At 43.5% G+C, this 19,816-nt stretch carries 16 protein-coding genes and 3 tRNA genes; 16 read left to right on the forward strand and 3 right to left on the reverse strand.

Going from position 1 to position 19,816, the window contains the following annotated elements:
• Nucleotides 1–297: 297 nt before the first annotated feature.
• Together ACTXGK_RS19860 and ACTXGK_RS19865 are read left to right on the forward strand one after the other, a co-directional pair.
• Nucleotides 298–1,977, forward strand: a complete 1,680-nt coding sequence (locus ACTXGK_RS19860) for an ATPase (protein WP_443516547.1) — start codon at nucleotides 298–300, stop codon at nucleotides 1,975–1,977.
• A gap of 640 nt (nucleotides 1,978–2,617) precedes the next feature.
• Complete coding sequence (locus ACTXGK_RS19865; protein ID WP_443516549.1) at nucleotides 2,618–4,225, forward strand: inorganic phosphate transporter; 1,608 nt, start codon at nucleotides 2,618–2,620, stop codon at nucleotides 4,223–4,225.
• Between the two features lie 100 nt (nucleotides 4,226–4,325).
• Here the strand turns inward: ACTXGK_RS19865 and ACTXGK_RS19870 are convergent, their stop codons facing one another.
• A complete protein-coding gene (locus ACTXGK_RS19870; RefSeq protein ID WP_443516550.1) occupies nucleotides 4,326–5,957 on the reverse strand; it encodes an aminotransferase class I/II-fold pyridoxal phosphate-dependent enzyme in 1,632 nt (543 codons plus the stop codon).
• Nucleotides 5,958–6,349: 392 nt separating this feature from the next.
• Here ACTXGK_RS19870 and msrB point away from each other — a divergent pair, with 392 nt between their 5' ends.
• The 10 genes from msrB (at nucleotide 6,350) to ACTXGK_RS19920 (ending at nucleotide 12,365) form a co-directional block, all read left to right on the forward strand.
• Nucleotides 6,350–6,775, forward strand: coding sequence for a peptide-methionine (R)-S-oxide reductase MsrB (gene msrB, locus ACTXGK_RS19875; RefSeq protein WP_443516551.1), 426 nt, complete (start codon nucleotides 6,350–6,352; stop codon nucleotides 6,773–6,775).
• A 143-nt stretch (nucleotides 6,776–6,918) separates the two neighbouring features.
• Nucleotides 6,919–7,404 (forward strand): glutathione peroxidase, encoded by a 486-nt coding sequence (locus tag ACTXGK_RS19880; protein WP_443516552.1) that lies wholly within the window; start codon nucleotides 6,919–6,921, stop codon nucleotides 7,402–7,404.
• 223 nt (nucleotides 7,405–7,627) lie between these two features.
• Nucleotides 7,628–7,703, forward strand: a tRNA-Val gene (locus ACTXGK_RS19885).
• A 37-nt stretch (nucleotides 7,704–7,740) separates the two neighbouring features.
• Nucleotides 7,741–7,817, forward strand: a tRNA-Asp gene (locus tag ACTXGK_RS19890).
• A gap of 348 nt (nucleotides 7,818–8,165) precedes the next feature.
• Nucleotides 8,166–8,432 (forward strand): YrhK family protein, encoded by a 267-nt coding sequence (locus tag ACTXGK_RS19895; RefSeq protein ID WP_443516554.1) that lies wholly within the window; start codon nucleotides 8,166–8,168, stop codon nucleotides 8,430–8,432.
• Between the two features lie 221 nt (nucleotides 8,433–8,653).
• On the forward strand, nucleotides 8,654–9,016 hold the full coding sequence (locus tag ACTXGK_RS19900; protein ID WP_443516555.1) for an ArsR/SmtB family transcription factor: 363 nt from the start codon (nucleotides 8,654–8,656) through the stop codon (nucleotides 9,014–9,016).
• A 47-nt stretch (nucleotides 9,017–9,063) separates the two neighbouring features.
• Nucleotides 9,064–9,471, forward strand: a complete 408-nt coding sequence (arsC, locus tag ACTXGK_RS19905) for an arsenate reductase (glutaredoxin) (RefSeq protein WP_443516557.1) — start codon at nucleotides 9,064–9,066, stop codon at nucleotides 9,469–9,471.
• Nucleotides 9,458–10,231 carry an arsenical resistance protein ArsH gene (arsH, locus tag ACTXGK_RS19910; RefSeq protein WP_443516559.1) on the forward strand — a complete coding sequence of 258 codons (774 nt, stop codon included), beginning with the start codon at nucleotides 9,458–9,460 and terminating at the stop codon, nucleotides 10,229–10,231. Before arsC ends, arsH begins: the two co-directional genes overlap by 14 nt.
• 82 nt (nucleotides 10,232–10,313) lie before the next feature.
• Entirely contained in the window at nucleotides 10,314–11,621 is a 1,308-nt protein-coding gene (gene arsB, locus ACTXGK_RS19915) for an arsenic transporter (protein WP_443516561.1), read from the forward strand.
• Between the two features lie 174 nt (nucleotides 11,622–11,795).
• Entirely contained in the window at nucleotides 11,796–12,365 is a 570-nt protein-coding gene (locus ACTXGK_RS19920; RefSeq protein ID WP_443516563.1) for a DUF411 domain-containing protein, read from the forward strand.
• A gap of 189 nt (nucleotides 12,366–12,554) precedes the next feature.
• Here ACTXGK_RS19920 and ACTXGK_RS19925 read toward each other — a convergent pair.
• Both ACTXGK_RS19925 and ACTXGK_RS19930 read right to left on the reverse strand, forming a co-directional pair.
• Nucleotides 12,555–12,630, reverse strand: a tRNA-Asn gene (locus ACTXGK_RS19925).
• 258 nt (nucleotides 12,631–12,888) lie between these two features.
• The gene (locus tag ACTXGK_RS19930) at nucleotides 12,889–14,091 is read right to left on the reverse strand and encodes a pyridoxal phosphate-dependent aminotransferase (RefSeq protein ID WP_238036859.1); all 1,203 of its coding nucleotides are present in this window, start codon (nucleotides 14,089–14,091) and stop codon (nucleotides 12,889–12,891) included.
• 522 nt (nucleotides 14,092–14,613) lie between these two features.
• On the opposite strand from ACTXGK_RS19930, the gene ACTXGK_RS19935 reads away from it, so the two are divergent.
• The 4 genes from ACTXGK_RS19935 to ACTXGK_RS19950 all read left to right on the forward strand — a co-directional run bounded on the left by ACTXGK_RS19935 (nucleotide 14,614) and on the right by ACTXGK_RS19950 (nucleotide 19,807).
• Nucleotides 14,614–15,351 (forward strand): SDR family NAD(P)-dependent oxidoreductase, encoded by a 738-nt coding sequence (locus ACTXGK_RS19935; RefSeq protein WP_443516565.1) that lies wholly within the window; start codon nucleotides 14,614–14,616, stop codon nucleotides 15,349–15,351.
• Between the two features lie 66 nt (nucleotides 15,352–15,417).
• Complete coding sequence (locus ACTXGK_RS19940; protein ID WP_443516567.1) at nucleotides 15,418–17,139, forward strand: NAD(P)/FAD-dependent oxidoreductase; 1,722 nt, start codon at nucleotides 15,418–15,420, stop codon at nucleotides 17,137–17,139.
• Between the two features lie 60 nt (nucleotides 17,140–17,199).
• Nucleotides 17,200–18,270 (forward strand): DUF1365 domain-containing protein, encoded by a 1,071-nt coding sequence (locus tag ACTXGK_RS19945; RefSeq protein ID WP_443516568.1) that lies wholly within the window; start codon nucleotides 17,200–17,202, stop codon nucleotides 18,268–18,270.
• A gap of 82 nt (nucleotides 18,271–18,352) precedes the next feature.
• Nucleotides 18,353–19,807 (forward strand): class I SAM-dependent methyltransferase, encoded by a 1,455-nt coding sequence (locus ACTXGK_RS19950; RefSeq protein ID WP_443516570.1) that lies wholly within the window; start codon nucleotides 18,353–18,355, stop codon nucleotides 19,805–19,807.
• Nucleotides 19,808–19,816 lie beyond the last annotated feature (9 nt).

A 19,816-nucleotide genomic window follows, 5' to 3' on the forward strand; every position in this document is an offset into this window, starting at 1 on the left:
TTATTGTGGTTATTTAACCGCGTAGGCTTTTGAATGGCTATTTTAGCAAGTATTAAAAATTGTGTTCACCATAAAAGAAAATAAATGAGAATACAAATGTCAAACTGTTACATAGCAATATTATTTACTCGATTGGCGCAATGCTATGATGAAATAGCGTCAAGATTTTTGATGAAATCACTCTAGCATGAAATGCGATGTCAAAAAGAGTCTGCTAAGCCAGAGTATCTAATATTGTTCAATGGCAAAGCAGTGTAATAACAATATCATTCAATAACAATAAAAGTGAGTCCAATCATGTCCCAGAAAAATGATACTACTGAACCAGAGGCACCACAAGCGGTCAGTTCGCAGTTTAGTGAGCAAGTCGTCGAGGAGCGCCTAACGCCCAATCCTTTGAGTCAGTTTTCTATGGACAAGGATGCACTTAGGCTTGCCTTGGTTACAGCACAGTACGCACTAAGAGCCACTCGGCAACAGACACCGCCAACCCTTAATAAACCAACGGGGCTGCTGGTACTTGTCAATGGGATGGAGCAGGCAGGCAAGGGTACTGCCGTTAAGCAATTGAGGCAATGGGTCGATCCAAGATTGCTTAAAGTTGAGGCAACCGTCGGTCATGCGCCGCTAAGCTATCAGCCTATTTGGCAAGTTCATACCGGCGCGATGCCGCGCCATGGTGATGTGATGGTTTATTTTGGTAATTGGTATGCTGACTTGTTATACAACGTCATGCGCATAGCAACATCAAATACTGAAAATAAAAAGAAGCAGTCAAAAAATCAAAAACATATCGATAAAAATGCGCTTCCTATTGCGAAATGGGAAGCTTATTTACAGCAGAAATTAGCTGAGCTCAAAGCATTTGAGCAGGACCTTATAGCCAATCACACTAGGCTACTGAAATGCTGGTTCCATGTGGATATGGAAACACTGCATAGCCGTCTACAAGATAGTGAGGCTGATCCGCAGTTTTTGTATCAAATTGACTGGAACAGCAAAAAAGTGATCGAAAAGTTTAATGAGGTTGCAGCCACTCTTTTACGGCAACAAGATGACTGGATCATCATCGACGGTGATGATAAATCGGCAGCGGCAGATAGTTTTTGTCATGAAGTCTTACAAGCGATGCAAATGGCGCTCGTTAGTAGTCGTACCAGTACAACTGAATCTACAGAAAAAAAACCACCGTCCAAGACAAAAAAATCCAAACTAAAAGTTGAACAGGCGCCGTTTGAACCCGTAAAGATACCGAAAAGCTTGACCAACATTGATAATTCAAAGATCAGTAAGTCTGAATATAATGATGCTTTGGCAAAGAAGCAAACACGTCTCGCTGAATTACTACGGGCGCGTCAAGGTCGTCATGTTGTCTTTGCCTTTGAAGGCATGGACGCGGCTGGGAAAGGAGGCGCAATTAAAAGGCTAGTTGCCGCACTCGATCCACGTGAATATCAAATTTACAATATCGGCGCACCGATGTTATACGAGACGCAGCACCCTTATTTATGGCGCTTTTGGACAAAGTTACCTAATGAGCAAACGAACCATGTTAGCCGTATCGCTATCTTCGATCGCACTTGGTATGGGCGCGTGCTGGTTGAACGTATTGAAGGGTTTGCCACCGATGAGGAGTGGCAGCGTGCCTATGATGAAATCAATCGTTTTGAATCAGACTTAGTGGAGGCTGGGACACTGGTCATCAAATACTGGTTAGCTATTGATAAAAAAGAGCAGCTAAAACGCTTCGAAGCCCGCCAAGATACACCGCACAAGCAATTCAAACTCACTGATGATGACTGGCGCAATCGTGATAAATGGTCAGATTACGTGCAATCTGCAGCAGATATGCTGGCACGCACCAATACAAAAACAGCGCCATGGTGTATTATCGCGACCAATGAAAAGCGACAAGCGCGTTTAGACGTCTTAGATCATGCTATACAGCAGTTATCGGAAGCATCTGATGGCAAATAGCTATCAAAAAATAACTAAGATTTACAGGTTATTTATACTTTTAAAAAACCATTTTTTCCCCATTTTGCTTAGGGAAACATACGAAATTTAATCTGTCATTGATAAAGGATGAATTCTGTGGACACGCTCGCAGTTACAAATCTTGCAATATCATTATGCATTATGTGATTATATTTAATATAATAGGGCCGCAATTGTCTCTACCATGTCATAAAATGTGCTGACAGATGCATATCTTATGATGGGTACAGATGTTTAAAAGACATTATCGCCGTATCTAAGTATTGATAAGCACTGTATTGATCAAAACTGTACTGATAAAAACCGTAACATCACCAGAAAGATAAGCCGCAAGATGCTGTAATCAAATGATTGGGCAATATACTTTGCGGCTTTTTGATATGTGATGTGTTTTTACAGAGAAGCGTATCAACGCCCTGAATCAAGCATAGATGAATGATTCCAAGGTACGGCAGCAAAATCCGCTAAACATTATTGTTTAGCATTCATTGTTTAAAAAGCACGTTGCGCATTTATCATCATGTTGCTTTATTGTGTGGTTTTAAAACTCACATGTATAGCTGCGCAATGTTACTAATCGCATATAATTTCAATCAGCTTACGCAGGACGTATCAACGTATGGGTATTAGCAACAGTTCTACAGGGCCAACCCAATCAGTCGGCTCTACGAAAGTAAATCTATTTTTTGCCATTTTATTGATTGCGATGACCATCTACTTTTTGTGGTGGGGTTTAGATTACACCATGCGTCAGCAAACGACGCTATTTATTGTAGCGACCGCGTTTGGTGTCTTTATGGCATTCAATATCGGTGGTAACGATGTCGCCAACTCCTTCGGTACTTCAGTGGGTGCAGGGACGCTGACTATCCCGCAAGCATTGGGTATCGCAGCGATATTTGAGGTGTCGGGCGCCGTACTGGCAGGTGGTGAAGTAACCGATACCATCCGAAGCGGTATTGTCGATTTAGATGGCCTCTCAGTCGAGCCCAACCAGTTTATTTATGTCATGCTCTCAGCGCTGATTGCTGCTGCGTTTTGGCTATTATTTGCTACTAAAAAAGGTCTGCCAGTGTCGACCACCCATGCGATTATTGGCGGCGTGGTTGGTAGCTCCATCGTATTGGGTATCACGTTAGGTGGTACTGAAATGGCGTTATCAACGGTAAATTGGGGCAAGATTGGCACTATTGCTATCTCTTGGGTTCTATCACCGCTACTAGGCGGCGTGTTGTCCTATTTGCTATACGGCCAAATCAAGAAAAATATCATTGAATATAACGATAGAACAGAGGCGCATATTGGTGAGCTAAAAGCCAATAAAAAAGTATTAAAGCAAAACCATAAAGAGTTTTTGGATGGTCTAACCGAGTCAGAGCAGTTGGCTTATACGTCAGCGATGTTACGAGATCAAGAAATTTATAAAGACGATGACTGTGTTGTTGAAGATTTAGAGACCGACTATTATAAAGAGCTGTATGAGATTGAGAATGAGCGCAGCAGCCTTGATACGCTAAAAGCGCTCAAGCAATGGGTGCCTACGATTGCGGCTATAGGCGGTGCAGTTATGGCCTCACTGGTTGTCTTTAAAGGTCTAAAAAACGTCAATAACGGTATGACGACGCTGCAAGGCTTTTTAATCATGGGGATGATTTCAGCCCTTGTTTGGCTTGCAACCTACATTTATACCAAAAGTATCCGCGGTAAGCACAAAGAAGATCTGACCAAAGCCACCTTTATTATGTTTAGCTGGATGCAGGTCTTTACCGCGTCAGCATTTGCTTTTAGTCACGGCTCAAACGATATTGCCAACGCAGTTGGTCCTTTTGCTGCGATTATGGATGTTATTCGTACCAATAGCATCTCGACCGAAGCGGCTGTACCACCTGCTGTCATGCTGACTTTTGGTGTGGCGCTGATTGTTGGTCTTTGGTTCATCGGTAAAGAAGTCATTCAAACCGTCGGTACCAATCTAGCAAAGATGCATCCAGCTTCTGGATTCTCAGCTGAGCTGGCCGCTGCTGCTGTCGTTATGGGAGCATCAACGATGGGTCTACCTGTATCGAGTACGCATACCTTGGTTGGGGCTGTACTGGGTATTGGTATGGTCAATAAAGACACCAATTGGGCGCTCATGAAACCAATCGGTTTGGCATGGGTCATCACCTTGCCAGTTGCTGCCGGTCTATCAGCGATCAGCTATATTATATTGAGCAATATTTTTTAATCCTAAGGCGATAGAGTTCTGTACTAAAGCTTATTTTAGAGCCATAAAAAACGCTTGTCAGCATAATGCCGATAAGCGTTTTTTAATGTCATATGAGGATTTACTCAGTGCCAAACTGCTGGCGTTTTTTTGCAAAAAATCGGTCTAATCTATCCATCGCATTTTCTAGGTCAAGCAAGTTAGGCAAAAAGACCAAACGAAAATGATCTGGCTTGTCCCAGTTGAAGCCTGTGCCTTGCACCATCAACACGTTTTCTTCGACGAGTAAGTCCATCATAAAGTCCATATCATCCGTGATGGGGTAAACGTCTGGATCCATCTTTGGAAAACAGTAAAACGCGCCTTGTGGCATGGTACAAGAAATACCTTTGATCGCATTAAGACGTGACACCGCCATTTCGCGCTGTTTATATAAGCGACCTGTTTCAGAGGTCAAGTCTTGCATACTCTGATGGCCACCCATTGCTGTTTGAATAGCATATTGTCCTTGAACATTCGAGCAAAGGCGCATAGATGCCAACATATCTAAGCCTTCAATAAAGTCAGCCGCGTGTTGTTTGCGTCCAGACACCATCATCCAGCCTGAGCGAAATCCAGCAATACGGTGCGATTTTGACAAGCCATTGTACGAGAGTACCAATACTTCATCGGTCAAGGTGCTCATCGGGGTATGAACGTTATCATCATAGAGAATACGATCGTAAATCTCGTCCGCCATGATGATTAAGTTGTACTCTTTAGCCACTTCGATAATTTGTTTGAGAAGCTCATCGCTATAAAGGGAGCCTGTCGGGTTATTGGGGTTGATAACCACGATACCTTTTGTTTTGCTAGTGATTTTAGATTTGATGTCCTCAATATCAGGATGCCAGTTGTCTTCTTCATTACAGCGATAGTGCACAGCGGTGCCGCCAGCAAGATTAGCCGCTGCTGTCCAAAGCGGATAATCTGGCATCGGAATCAGCACTTCATCGCCATCGTTCATTAGCGCTTGCATGGTCATAACAATCAGCTCAGAGACACCATTGCCCAGATAGACATCACGCACATCAACTGCTGATAACAAGCCTTTGGACTGGTAGTATTGCAAAATGGCTTTGCGCGCTGAAAAAATTCCTTGTGAGTCTGAATAACCCGTTGCCTCAGATAAATTCATCGCCACGTCACGCAAGATTTCATGAGGCGCTTCTAAACCAAACGGGGCTGGATTGCCCACATTTAGCTTCAGTATGCGCTTACCCTCTGCTTCCATTTTGTTGGCAGTTTGTAGTAGAGGGCCGCGAATGTCATAGCAGACGTTTTGTAATTTATCGGATTTTTTTATGGTGTTCATAGCGTGACCATTTATCGAGTGGTTGTGTGATGTTTTATTATGATGAGAAGGTGTAGTGCTAGAAGATAAAATCGGTTGAGCGGTAGTTGCTTTAAGGCTCGTCGGACTGAGCTCAATTTGCTTTGTAGGTGATGCTAGATCATCATTCTTAATCGCTTCATTTTTAAGCTCACCGCGCAATAAGTAGCCTTCGCTACAACCCAAAATGCGTGCGAGTGTGGGTAGCTTCGATGAGACAATACCATTAGTGCCACGCTCCCAGTTGGAGATAGCGCCGCGACTCACCTTTGCACCAGCGGCTGTCATTGCTTGTGCTAGCTGCTCAGCAGTAAATCCTTTGTCTCGGCGCAACTGTACCAGTCGCTGCGCTTGTGTGCTTTTACTATCGTCATCAGACATTGTTATTTGAGCCTTTATCAATCAGTGAACGTGTAGTAGATGATGCAAAATTGAATATTGTTTTTTATAACTTACCAATGCAAGATATTATTGCATTACAAAAAATATTGCAAGAGATAGAAACGCTTTTTATAAAATGCAAGAATAACTTGCAATATTGTGTCTTTTTCCCTTTCCCTTGTTGCCCATATCTATAGATAAGAGAATATTGTTGGCTATATTCGATTCAAAGGGTGCTGCCCAAAGCACTGTAATTCACATAGCATTGGCAGTACTCTTTTTGAATATGCCTTGAATAGTAGCGCGCTAACCTTCACATATAACCCATCGTTTTCATAATAGTAGGGCGATAAAATAGTTATTAATAATAAATAATCGAACAAGGGTAAATTATGCAAGACAATCAATTAAGTAAAGAAGAAATCAGCCAATTGACCGAAGCTGACTGGAAAGAGCGTTTGAGCGCTGAAGAGTATCATGTGATGCGCGAAAAAGGCACAGAGCGTCCATTTACTGGCGTCTATAACGATGCAACTGATGACGGTGTTTATCGCTGCAAAGGCTGCGGTGCCAGTTTGTTTGATTCAAGCAATAAGTTTGATGCGGGTTGTGGTTGGCCAAGCTTTGACCAAGGCCTAGATAACAGTGCGATCGATGAGCACGTCGATAACTCATTGGGCATGACGCGTACCGAAGTCACCTGTAGCAACTGCGGCGCACATTTGGGTCACGTATTCCCTGATGGACCACGTGAGACGACAGGTATGCGCTATTGCATCAACTCAGTATCTATTGATTTAGATAAGTCTGAGAAGTAAGTTCTTTATCTGATTTTAGAAGTGTGAGAGGGGAAGTACAGAGTGCTTCCTTTTGAAAGACTTCTAATATTCATATGATAAAGAAAACATCGTTATTGAAACAGATAATCAAAACAATAAAATTCTCAAATTAAGGATAGATGATGAGTACTATTTATGACTTCACCGCTGAGCGTATGGATGGCAGCTCGCAAGCGTTTTCTGTGTATAAAGATAAAGTATTGCTAATTGTTAACACGGCAAGCAAATGTGGCTTTACCCCGCAGTTCGAAGGATTAGAGTCGTTATATCAGCAGTACAAAGATCAAGGGCTAGTCGTTATCGGCTTTCCTTGTAATCAATTTGGTGGTCAAGATCCCGGTAGTAATGATGAGATAGGCGCGTTTTGTCAAAAGAACTATGGTGTCAGCTTTCCTATGATGGCAAAGACTGATGTCAATGGCGCAGACGCTCATCCTATCTATAACTGGCTCAAAGACCAAAAAGGCGGTCTACTGACAGATGGTATCAAATGGAATTTCACTAAGTTCTTAATTGATAGCCAAGGTCAAGTTATCGATCGCTATGCGCCAACGACCAAGCCAGAAGCCATCAAAAAAGACATTGAGCAAGCATTAACCAATAAGTAAGTATCGAGTCTGAAAAAAATTGATTTTTGATAAAAATATAAAATCAATAAAAACATATGCTTGCTAAAAATTTCGATATAAAAGTGAAAAATATTCAAAAAAGTGGAAAATAGGGTTTGACAGCCAACTCTAAATCTATATAATACACACCCACAGCAGCAGAGCTTAGTGACAAACGTAGCGCTCAGTTGATGTTGAATAAATTGCATCGCAATTGTTCGAAGGGTGATTAGCTCAGTTGGTAGAGCGTCTGCCTTACACGCAGAATGTCGGCGGTTCGAATCCGTCATCACCCACCACTTCTTAGCAAGTGGCTAAACAAGCTAAGAGACCTAAGCAGCGGTAGTTCAGTTGGTTAGAATACCGGCCTGTCACGCCGGGGGTCGCGGGTTCGAGTCCCGTCCGCTGCGCCATATTTAAAACGAATTTAAACTGTTAAGTTTAAGCAAGTTTCGCCTCAAACATTAGATTGTTTGGGGTTTTTTTGTGTCTGTAGTTTTTGCTCAATGTCATTATATTTTAGTATATTGTAGATGAGCTCGCCACGATAGCACGATCATCAATCGAAAATCCTTTTTGCCACTATTTTCAGTGATATGAAATATAAGTAAAAATTTGCTTTAAAATTATTGGATGAATAAGTCATAGCAGGCATAAATCTCTTTATTTTCGTACGCCTTACACCGCCCATTGTTGACAGTAGTGCTGGCTGACTGATATATCTAATGGCTCAATATACATAGGTAAGTAAGGAATAAGTTTTGAATGACAGTAAAAAATTAGATGTTGATATTGGACAAGATCATATTGTGATACAGCGGCGCTATGCTGCCTTGGGCGCGGTAAATGACTTACTTATCGCTATTTGGTTTCTGATCGGTAGCTTTTTCTTTTTAAAAGAATCACTGACAACGGACGGTACTTGGCTATTTATCCTTGGTAGTGCGCAGCTGCTTATAAAGCCACTGATCAAGCTGGTCAGCTTAATTCATGTCGGTAGGGTATACAAACGATCAAGTCAGCGATAGGTTATAGCGGTAGTTAGTACAATGCTTGTTATAGGCAATCACTATGGCTATAAATAGAACCAATTCATTTAGCATCACTTCCAAGGTCAATAACCATCATTGTTAGATATCCAGTAGTTTGGTTTATTGAACTATGGTGAGTGATTCCTGGTACTCTCCAAAGAGCACAATTTCATCCAAAAACCATTGAATTATTTTAATATGTCTATATTATTGGACATATGGAAATAACTACTGCTACTGCAAGCTTTGCAGCACTTTCTCAAGACACTCGTCTAAAGGCTTTTAGGTTGCTGGTCAGCCGCGAGCCTGAAGGACTCCCTGCGGGTGAAATAGCCCGTCAGCTCTCTGTGCCGCACAATACCATGTCGGCGCATCTAGCGGTGCTGGCACGAGCAGGGTGGGTGGTCTCACAGCGACAGAGTCGGCAAATTATCTATCGGGCATCGCTCTCACATATGGATAGCGTCATTCAGTTTTTACTACAAGACTGTTGTGCAGGCCATCCAGAATTGTGTGCCTCACTCATCGATAGTTTAAGCGGATGCAGGGTGGATGAGTCTGCTGAGCAAGATAATCCTTAATCAATGATTGATTCAATAAACATACTTATAAAATAGGTAAGATCACGATGAAACCTTTAATTTTTCATAACCCTAATTGCGGAACCTCTCGTAACACCCTTGCCATTATGAAAGCCTCAGGGGAGGTGCCTGAAGTGGTGGAGTATCTGAAAACCCCACCAACGCGAGCGCGCTTAGTTGAATTGTTAGCCCAAATGCAAATCTCTCCAAGAGAGTTGCTAAGAAGTAAAGAGGCGATTAATGATGAGCTTGGTCTAGACAACCCTGAGCTCTCTGATGATCACATTATTGATGCGATGATTGCACATCCTATTTTGATCAATCGTCCGATCGTGGTGACTGATAAAGGCGCGGCTTTATGTCGCCCTTCAGAGCGAGTGTTTGAGCTGCTAGCAAGTCCAGTCAGTAGCTTCACAAAAGAAGATGGAGAGGTCATTTATCATGGCAAACACTAAGGCCGAACCAGCATCAATAATTGAATCTACTGCTTCAGAAAATTCTAGCTTTGACGATTTACCCAATATCGATGTCGACAATATTCAACCCATCGATATTGAGTCATTGATTGCCCCAAATGACCCACGTCATGCGCCTAAAATATTGGTGTTATACGGCTCTGTCCGCGCGCGCTCATTCTCTAGATTGGCCGCGGAAGAATCGAGCCGATTGTTACGCTGGTATGGTTGTGAGGTACGGATGTTTGATCCCTCAGGCTTGCCACTGCCTGACGATGTAGACTCAGACCATCCCAAAGTGCAAGAGCTACGACAGTTGGCACAGTGGTCAGAAGGGATGCTTTGGGTGAGTCCAGAGCGTCATGGCAGTATCACCAGTATTATGAAAGCGCAAATCGATTGGATTCCGCTGTCTTTAGGAGGCGTGCGTCCGACACAGGGTAAAACCTTAGCACTGATGCAAGTCAGTGGCGGTAGTCAGAGCTTTAATACGGTCAATCAAATGCGTATTCTTGGACGTTGGATGCGGATGATTACTATCCCCAATCAGTCCTCTATCCCCAAAGCTTTTTTGGAGTTCAATGACGACAATCGCATGGATATGTCGCCGTTATATTTGCGCCTTGTCGATGTCTGCGAGGAGCTGGTGAAGTTTACTTGGCTCACCCGCGGGCGCTCAGCGTATCTTACCGATCGCTATTCAGAACGCGTCGAGAGCGCTGAAGAACTATCCAACCGCGTCAACCAAAAGTCGCTTTGATACGGATACGCTAAGACTGTCACCCCAATACGATCACGTTAATACAATCACACTAACATTATTATATCAGTAAGGCTGTGCCATGCTTGCGTTCGCTATTTTTGTTGTCACTTTGGTGCTGGTCATATGGCAACCTAAAGGATTGGGTATTGGTTGGAGTGCGATGGGCGGTGCATTGGTCGCTTTGGTGCTTGGTGTGGTGCAGCTATCAGATGTGGGTATCGTTTGGGATATTGTCTGGGATGCGACCTTTACTTTTGTGGCGCTTATTATTATCTCGCTTATCTTAGATAGAGCAGGGTTTTTTGGTTGGGCAGCGCTGCATGTGGCACGCCTTGGTAGTGGGCAAGGGCGACTGCTGTTTCCGATGATTGTTATATTGGGTGCGTTTATTTCTGCCTTTTTTGCCAATGATGGGGCGGCGCTATTACTGACGCCGATTGTGATTGCGATCTTGCTGCGCCTCAATTTTGCACCACCATCCGCTTTAGCTTTTATCATCGCGACGGGTTTTATCGCTGATACAGCAAGTCTGCCCTTGGTCACTTCAAATTTAGTCAATATCGTCAGTGCCAATTATTTTGATATTGGTTTTGGTCGTTATGCGGCGGTTATGGTGCCTGTGAATATCGTGTCTGTATTGGCGACGCTACTGGTGTTGTGGATGGTCTATGCCCGTCATATTCCCAAGCACTATACAGTCGATAATCTAAGTGCCCCAGAGTCTGCTATTACCGATCCCTTAGTCTTTCGCGCCGCTTTTCCATTATTGGGCTTGCTACTGGTTGCTTATTTTGCGACGGAGCCGCTAGGGTTACCTATTTCACTTGTCACTGGCGCTATCGCACTGTTGCTAATGGCTCTCGCTGGTCGGCTATGGCAAGGTGGACGCGGTGCGGTGATATCTGTCAGTGAGGTCGTACGTAAGGCCCCTTGGCAAATCGTCCTGTTTTCGATTGGTATGTATTTGGTGGTATATGGTTTGGGCAACGCAGGTCTTACCGCCTATAGCGCACAAGTTCTCAACTGGTTAGGAGGACAGGGCACAGTCATCGCCACAATAGGGACTGGGTTTTTATCTGCCATTGTCGCGTCTATTATGAATAATATGCCAGCGACTTTGGTCGGTGCGCTCGCGATTGATCAGGCACAAGTGCCTGCCGCGACGCGAGAGCTGATGATTTATGCCAATGTGATTGGTAATGATTTGGGCCCGAAGTTTACACCGATTGGCAGTCTTGCGACTTTATTGTGGTTGCATGTGTTGGCAGAAAAAGACTACAAAATCAGTTGGGGACAATATATAAAAATAGGCTTACTAATTACGCCTCCTGTGCTATTAGTGACGCTTTTGGCCTTGGTTGTTTGGCTGCCTATGCTGCCAAGCTAATCAAAGCATTAGCAAGCTTTCCTTACTAGGACGGTAATTTGATAATAGTATTGATGTTCAGCTTTATTCTGACATGATAAGGTCTAAATGCGATCAGTGTTTTACCAAAAATGAGGCCATAAAATGACAATGCTAACTGTAAAACCTACCTGTAGACCTCGTAATCATTTACTCATGCCAACACAAAGGACAGCCGTATTGGTTACTGCGCTTCTAATGTCAGCATGCGCACAGTCTGATAATACTGATGACTTAAGTGTCAATACCAACGCTAAAGATGCAAACGTTGAAGCGGTGTCAGAATCGACAGCCCAGACGCAAGCGAGCCAGACTGGTATTTTGAAAAATGTATCTGCAACCGTCTATAAAGATGCCAATTGTGGCTGCTGCAAAGAATGGATAGGTCATGCACAGACACATGGCCTAATCGCGACAGAACAGCACCCAGCTGATTTGTCATTAATTAAAGACCGTCATAGTGTGCCTGATGAGCTACGCTCTTGCCACACGGCAGTCACGACCGATGGCTACGTGTTTGAAGGCCATGTCCCTGCTAAGTATGTGGCAGAGTTTTTGCAGAATCCACCAGAGCAAGCCATTGGCCTCGCTGTACCGGGCATGCCAGTTGGTAGTCCAGGCATGGAGTATCAAGACCAGTTCATGCCGTATCAAATTATGCAAATAAACAAAGACGGGACAAACCAAGTATATGTGGAGGTTGACTCTATGGCTCAGCAGCTATAATTTGCCGACGATATTATTGAAGCCCAAAAACGCGAGATAAAAGAAATGCAGGCGCTTATCAAAGAATTAGAGTAAGTGTAGAATTGCCTTCAAATCTAAGCCATAAAAAAACCCCCATCAAACTGATGAGGGTTTTGGCAAATGCCATAATTGAATCTATAGTGACTCAAAACTTTTACTACTAAAATGTGGCTCTCCAACCTGGGCTCGAACCAGGGACACACGGATTAACAGTCCGTTGCTCTACCAACTGAGCTATTGGAGAATAAGCTGTAAGTAACTGATCGCTTACAACGAGCCTTAGAAGTCTCTAACGAGTTCTTGCTAAGTGGGGCGTATTCTAGCAAAGATAAAAAATACGTCAAGCGTTTTTTTTCATAATTCGTAAAAAATATCACTTTAATGATGAGAGAGAGGGCTTTTACGGATAAATAGCGAGAATAGGCATAAAAAAGACGCCACATAAAAACTACGCGGCGTCTTTTTTATTAAAGCACTTGTAAGGCTAGTGATGCTTTGTGACTTATTCGGCAACGTCCAAGTCAGCAACAGCTTTTTCGATACGTGACAAGGCATCTTTCAATGTGGCTTCATCAGTCGCGTAAGAGATACGCATATAGCCACCAAGACCGAAAGCATCACCAGGTACGACCGCGACACCAACTTTTTCTAACAACCATGCTGAAAACTCAGTACATGATGATAGGCCAGCGGCTTTAATGAGTGGCACGATATTCGGATACACGTAGAACGCACCGTCAGGGCGCAAGCAAGTGATACCTTTGATGGCGTTTAGACCGTCAACAACTAAGTCGCAACGCTTCTCGAACGCCGCTACCATTGGCTCCAGTACGCTTTGATCGCCACTGATTGCTGCTTCTGCAGCCACTTGACTGATGGATGTTGGGCACGAAGTGGATTGTGACTGTACTTTTTTCATCGCGCCGATGAGTTTGGCAGGGCCACCAGCGTAGCCAATACGCCAGCCTGTCATCGCATAGGCTTTAGACACACCGTTTAGGATAATGGCACGGTCTTTTAACTCAGGCGCTGCATTTAGAATATTGTAGAACTTATCACCCGTCCAGCGGATGTGCTCGTACATGTCGTCTGATGCCACATAAACGTGTGGATGCTTTTTCAATACTTCAGCGATGGCTTTTAGCTCGTCCAGCGTATAAATCATACCAGTCGGGTTAGACGGGCTGTTCAATACCAACATTTTGGTTTTTTCAGTGATGGCGTCTTCTAGCTGCTCAGCGGTGATTTTGAAGTCTTGCTCAGCTGGGCATTTTACGATGACTGGTACGCCTTCTGCGATGATAACCATGTCAGGATAGCTGACCCAGTATGGTGCTGGGATGATGACTTCGTCGCCAGGGTTGATAAATGCTTGGGCAAGGTTAAAGAATGATTGCTTACCACCGACCGACACTAGGATTTCGTTTGGCTCGTAGCTGATGTCATTGTCACGTTTGAATTTCTCTATGATGGCTTTTTTGAGTTCTGGGGTACCATCAACAGCAGTGTATTTGGTGAAGCCGTCATTAATGGCATCGATTGCAGCTTTTTTGATGTGGTCAGGGGTATCAAAATCAGGTTCGCCTGCGCCCAAACCGATAATATCTTTGCCAGCTGCTTTTAGTTCTTTTGCTTTATTGGTAATCGCTAGCGTAGGAGAGGGTTTGATGCTATTGACGCGGTCAGACAGTTGCAACTCGCTCATGAGAGATCCTTTTTTATATGGGAGTGGGATTGGTAAAAATCGATATTAATTATATAACGCTTTTATCACTATCAGGACAAGATATCGGGCAGTTTAGATAATCGCCTCATCTTATCGTGAAGATAGCCACAATTCGATCATAAATGAGACGCTCATCCATGTCTGCGCGGCTATTTTAATATTGTAGCATGCTGATATAGCGCTGTCTTATTACCCCGATAACAAAACATTGCGGACTGTCTTGCAGCATGACTCACTGTAGAAATATGAAAACCACAGTAAAGATAAGATGCTTTTGTTGTGGCAATTGCGAAGTCACAACAATAAACCTATAGCCGACCACTATAATTATTTAGGTTTGTTAAATAAGATGGCGTATAGGTTAATAAAAACAAGCAATATAACAGAGCACAAATACGCTCAGCCAAAAGCTTGCCATCCAAATTTAAAGACAGAGCTATTCAACTCTTTGTTGAGCGTTACGCTTTTCATCTTATAAGAACATTTAAAAGGATATTCACGATGACAGACGCTACTAAAAAACGACATATTCTCATTACTGGTGCGACCTCTGGTATTGGCAATCAATTGGCCAAGGATTATCTGCTAGAGGGTCACACGGTTTATGCTGTCGGCCGTGATGATGACGCGCTGGCTGAGCTCAAGTCGCTCGGCGCAGAAACGATTGATTTGGATCTCATGGATCGGGATAAAGTTATTGAAGCTTTTGAAAAGGTCGAAAACGTTGATTTGGCGATTTGCGGTGCTGGCATGTGTGAGTATTTAGATATGCCAAACTTTGATAGTGAAGTATTTATGAAAGTGATGTCAGTCAATATGGGCACGTTGTCTCATGCGATAGAGGGCGTATTGCCAAAGCTCATTGCGTCTAAAGGTCGCCTAGTCGGTATCGGTTCAGCGTCTGCTTATGTGCCGTTTGCCCGTGCTGAAGCTTATGGTAGCTCAAAAGCTGCTATCCATTATCTGATGAAAACTCTACAGATTAGCCTCGCACCACACGATGTGTCGGTGAGCCTCGTCGTACCGGGTTTTGTTGAAACGCCTATGACCAAACAGAATGATTTCCCTATGCCATTTATCCAGACGCCAAAGCAGGCCAGTCAAGCCATCCGTGATGGTATAGAAAGCGGTCATGAGGTTATTGAGTTCCCCAAAAAACTAACGATGCCTCTGAAAGCATTAGGCACACTACCTGACTTAGTCTGGCAGCAAGTCAGTGAAAAGCTCAATAAAAAGTAATTTATCATTATCAATAAACCTATTATCCACTATGAAAACAGCAAAAATATAGAAGGGAATGCTTTTATGCCGTTTATTCGTTTCAAGCGTGCAAATAACCAAAAAACTGACAATCAAAATACTGATAAGAGCAATCATGCCAAAAATGCTGACCATCAGGCAGCGCAAAAACGTATCGCCATTATTGGTTCGGGTGTGTCAGGACTGACCTGTGCGCATTACTTAGGCGCGCAACATGAGGTGACAGTATTTGAGGCCAATGATTATATCGGCGGGCATGTAAATACTATTGATGTGGCGCTACAGGATGGTAAAAAAGCAAAGAGTAGTAACGTAGAGAGTAGCGCCATAGACACCGGTTTTATTGTTTTTAATGAGCGTACTTATCCCAATTTTTTCCGTTTGCTCTATGATTTGCAAGTGCCATTTCAGGCAACGGATATGAGCTTTTCTGTCAAAAATATGGCACGTCGTTTTGAATACAATGGTCATACCCTAAATACCTTATTATCGCAGCGCAAAAACGTACTCAATCCGAAGTTCTGGCAATTTATCAAAGATGTCTTGCAGTTTAATAAGCACATCAAGCAACTACGTCAAGATTATGATAGTGCACGTGCTGCGGGGCAAGACATTAGCGGACTTACTGAGCAGACACTCGGTGGTTATCTAGCACAAAAAAACTATGGTCAGCTATTTACTAACAACTATCTACTGCCAATGGTCTCAGCCATTTGGTCAACCAGTCTGGATGAAGTACAAGATTTCCCATTGGTGTTTTTTGCGCAATTCTTTGACAATCATGGCTTACTCGATGTGGTCAATCGTCCGCAATGGTTTACGATCAAAGGTGGCTCAAAACAATACGTTAATAAGTTGATTCCACGCTTTATCAAAGCGGGCGGTAAAGTGCGAGTTAACAGTCCAGTACAGTCTGTGACGCGTGATGGTGAGCAAGTGATTTTGACGGTACAGAGCAAAGGTGATGCTAACAGCAGCGAAAGCCTTGTATTTGATGAGGTGATTTTTGCCTGCCATGCAGACACCGCACTGAAGATTCTAAAAGATGCCAGTACCGATGAGTCTGAGGTGCTGAGCCATTTCCGCTTTACCAAAAACACGGCAGTATTGCACACCGACACGAGCGTCTTACCTAAGAAACCACTGGCATGGGCAAGCTGGAATTACCTTATCGATGAAAAAACTTCAGACAATGTGCCAGACAAGAATCAAGCTGGCGTAAATACACAAGCACCTGAAAAACCAGTGCTAACGTATCATATGAATATCTTGCAGCGTCTGACCAAGAAGCATAATTATTTGGTTACGCTTAACCATGAGATAGATGATAAGCAAATCGTCAAAAGCATTGATTATAGTCATCCAGTATTCGATCTAAAAATGATCGAGGCGCAAACCAAATGGTCAAGCATCTCTGGCGCTGGGTTGCACACGCATTTTTGCGGAGCATATTGGTTTAATGGCTTTCATGAAGATGGCGTACGCAGCGGTCTACGTGTGTGTCAGGCGCTCGGCCATGATATCGATATAAAAGATGAGGTTGATCCAGCGCATTTGCCCAATGCGGATAGTGCACATACGCCGTTTCGTTATAAAGACTTGCCGATAAAGGCTGACACAAATGCACGCAAACTTGATAAGCGTCAAACTATCACTGCGACTACTAATCAGGAACTGGTTGAGTATGCTGAGCGTTTACAGAGTGCGACTGATGATAGTGCCCAAAATAAAAAACGTGGTTTATTTGGTCGCCGTAAAGCCAAATAGCCTTGTGAGCAATATTACAAATTGTTCTATCATCATGTGCCGTTACCGAAGAGAGTGTCTATGACCGTGTCTACCAAACCTACTAATGATATGTCACGTCATGAGTTAGATTGTGATAATACTGCTTTACCGCATCAATTGCTTGAGGGCACGACATGGCATAGTCGGTTGCTACCTAGTGTGAATAAATTTGTCTATCCGTATCGTTACTGGGGTATCAATATCAGTGCGTTGGCCGCAGGACAAGATCTTCCAGAAATAGACACGGCAGCTTTTGGTGAACATAAGGTTTTAGGGGACTCACACCTGAGTAAGATATTACCAAAGAAGTTATTGGCAAAAGAGTTGCCTTTATTTTCAGCCAAGACAAAGGCGCTACAACAATTTTGCCCTAATGATTATTTAGAGGGTTTCAATAGCCTAAGCAGCAATAAAAGCCTAAATGACAATGAGAACATAAGTGACAATCAAGATATTGATAGCAATTTGCGGTCTAATCAAGCATTGAAGCAGCGTTTGAGCCAAGCATTTGTTAAACATGCAGGTAGTGCGCCTGAAGGCGACATGGTGGGGTTACTCGTCTGCCGTAATGTGGGTATGTATTTTAGCCCAGTCAATTTTTATTTGGGGTTTGATGAGCAGCAGACACCGACCCACTTATTGGCTGAAGTATCCAATACACCATGGGATAAGCGTCATTACTATGGGTTTTTGCTAGAGGGAGAGGACACTGAGTTCTGTCATGATAAAGACTTTCATGTGTCACCTTTTAATCCTATCGACCAGCTATACCGCTGGCAGGTGACGGTAAAACGTACACAACAAGATACGGCAGATAAGCAATCAAATACAGGCTTGCAAGTTCGTATCGCTATCAATATCAGTGATGAGCGTGGTGACGTCCTAAAAACGGGTATAAAGATATCAGGGGTGCCGCTGACAGAAACCACCGTTCGCAATAGCTTGCGAAAAAACCCACTGATGAACATGACATCGTTAGCGCGTATTTATGGGCAAGCCTTTAAACTCTATGCGATCAAAAAGGTGCCTTATATCAATTATGATGAAAAGCTAGCCGACAGCAATCAGAAAACATCTGCCTCTTTAAAAAGTGAAGCTTTAAACGATTGATAATCTAGAAATGCAAAAACCAGCAACACATTTTATATAGTCAATTTCAAAATAAAAGAACCTAAACAAGGACAACCATACGATGTCAGTACGACCGACCGACCGAGCACCAGTGACAAAATTAGAGAAATTAACCGCTCGCATGAGTAAAGTGGTTAACGAAAGTGCCGTACTACAACCAGTGAGTGACGGCGTGAATCATTTAGCTAGAAAGCTTATATTTCGTGCACTGCAGCATATCCAGTTTGGCAGTCTTACTTTGATTGAGACATTTGGTAAACAAGAACCTAAGACAACTAGCTTTGGTATTGTCGCCCCTAGCGTGGTAAGTAGTTCGGCGGTTGGTCGTCACCCTCTGCATATCACACTGCGTATTCATGATAATGCTGTCTATCGTCAACTGCTATTGGGTGGCTCTATCGCTTTAGCAGACAGTTATATCGATGGCGAATGGGAGACGGATGATTTGACAGGCCTGATTCGCTTGGCGGCGCGTAACTTGGAAGTGCTCAATAAATTAGAAAACCGTTTTGCGGGCGTTAGTAAAGCATTTGAGAAAGCAAAGCATCAGCTGCGTGGTAATGACAAATCTGGCTCTAAATCTAACATCCTAGCGCATTATGATTTGGGCAATGATATGTATCAGCGATTCTTGGACGATACGATGATGTACTCGTCAGCAGTATACTCGACGCCTGATGTGACGCTCAGCGATGCTCAGCAGCACAAGCTATCGCTCATATGTCAGCGATTACAACTGAGTGCTGATGATAATGTTATTGAGATTGGTACAGGCTGGGGTGGTTTTGCGATTTATGCAGCCACTCACTACGGTTGCCATGTGACCACCACGACGATATCTGATGCGCAATATGACGAGGCGCAACGAAGAGTCGAAGCGGCAGGTCTATCTGACAGAATCACATTGCTCAAGCAAGATTACCGCGAGTTGACAGGTCAATATGACAAGCTAGTCAGTATTGAGATGATTGAAGCGGTGGGCCATGAGTACTTACCGACGTTCTTTGCCAAGTGCAATAGCTTGCTCAAGCCGACAGGTCTTATGGTATTGCAGGCCATCACTTTTAACGATCAGAATTACCAAGACTATATCGATTCAGTCGATTTTATCCAAACGCATATATTCCCAGGTGGTTGTCTGCTCTCAAACCAAGAGCTGACGACACAGTTTACTGAGCAGACTGACATGGTCGTAAAGCAATTACATGATTATGGCTTTGATTATGCGTATACGCTGCGCGATTGGCGTGCTGCATTTATGGCACAGCGTGCAGAGATTCAAGCGCTTGGCTATGACGATGCCTTTATCCGCCTCTGGGAGTTTTATTTCTGTTACTGCGAAGGGGGATTCTTGGAGCGTACCATCGGTGTGGTCCAAGTCACTGCGGTGAAGCCTAACAATATCGACACGCTGCATTTTTCCGATTTGCCAAGTGCGGTCTTGAAGAACGAAACGGTTTCGAATGATGAGACGGCCTTTCATGATGCAGATATGGCAGGCACAGCGTCGGTATAAGCTAGGTGA

Origin of the sequence: Psychrobacter sp. T6-5, from assembly GCF_052258485.2 — a bacterium.
Classification (GTDB): Bacteria; Pseudomonadota; Gammaproteobacteria; order Pseudomonadales; family Moraxellaceae; genus Psychrobacter.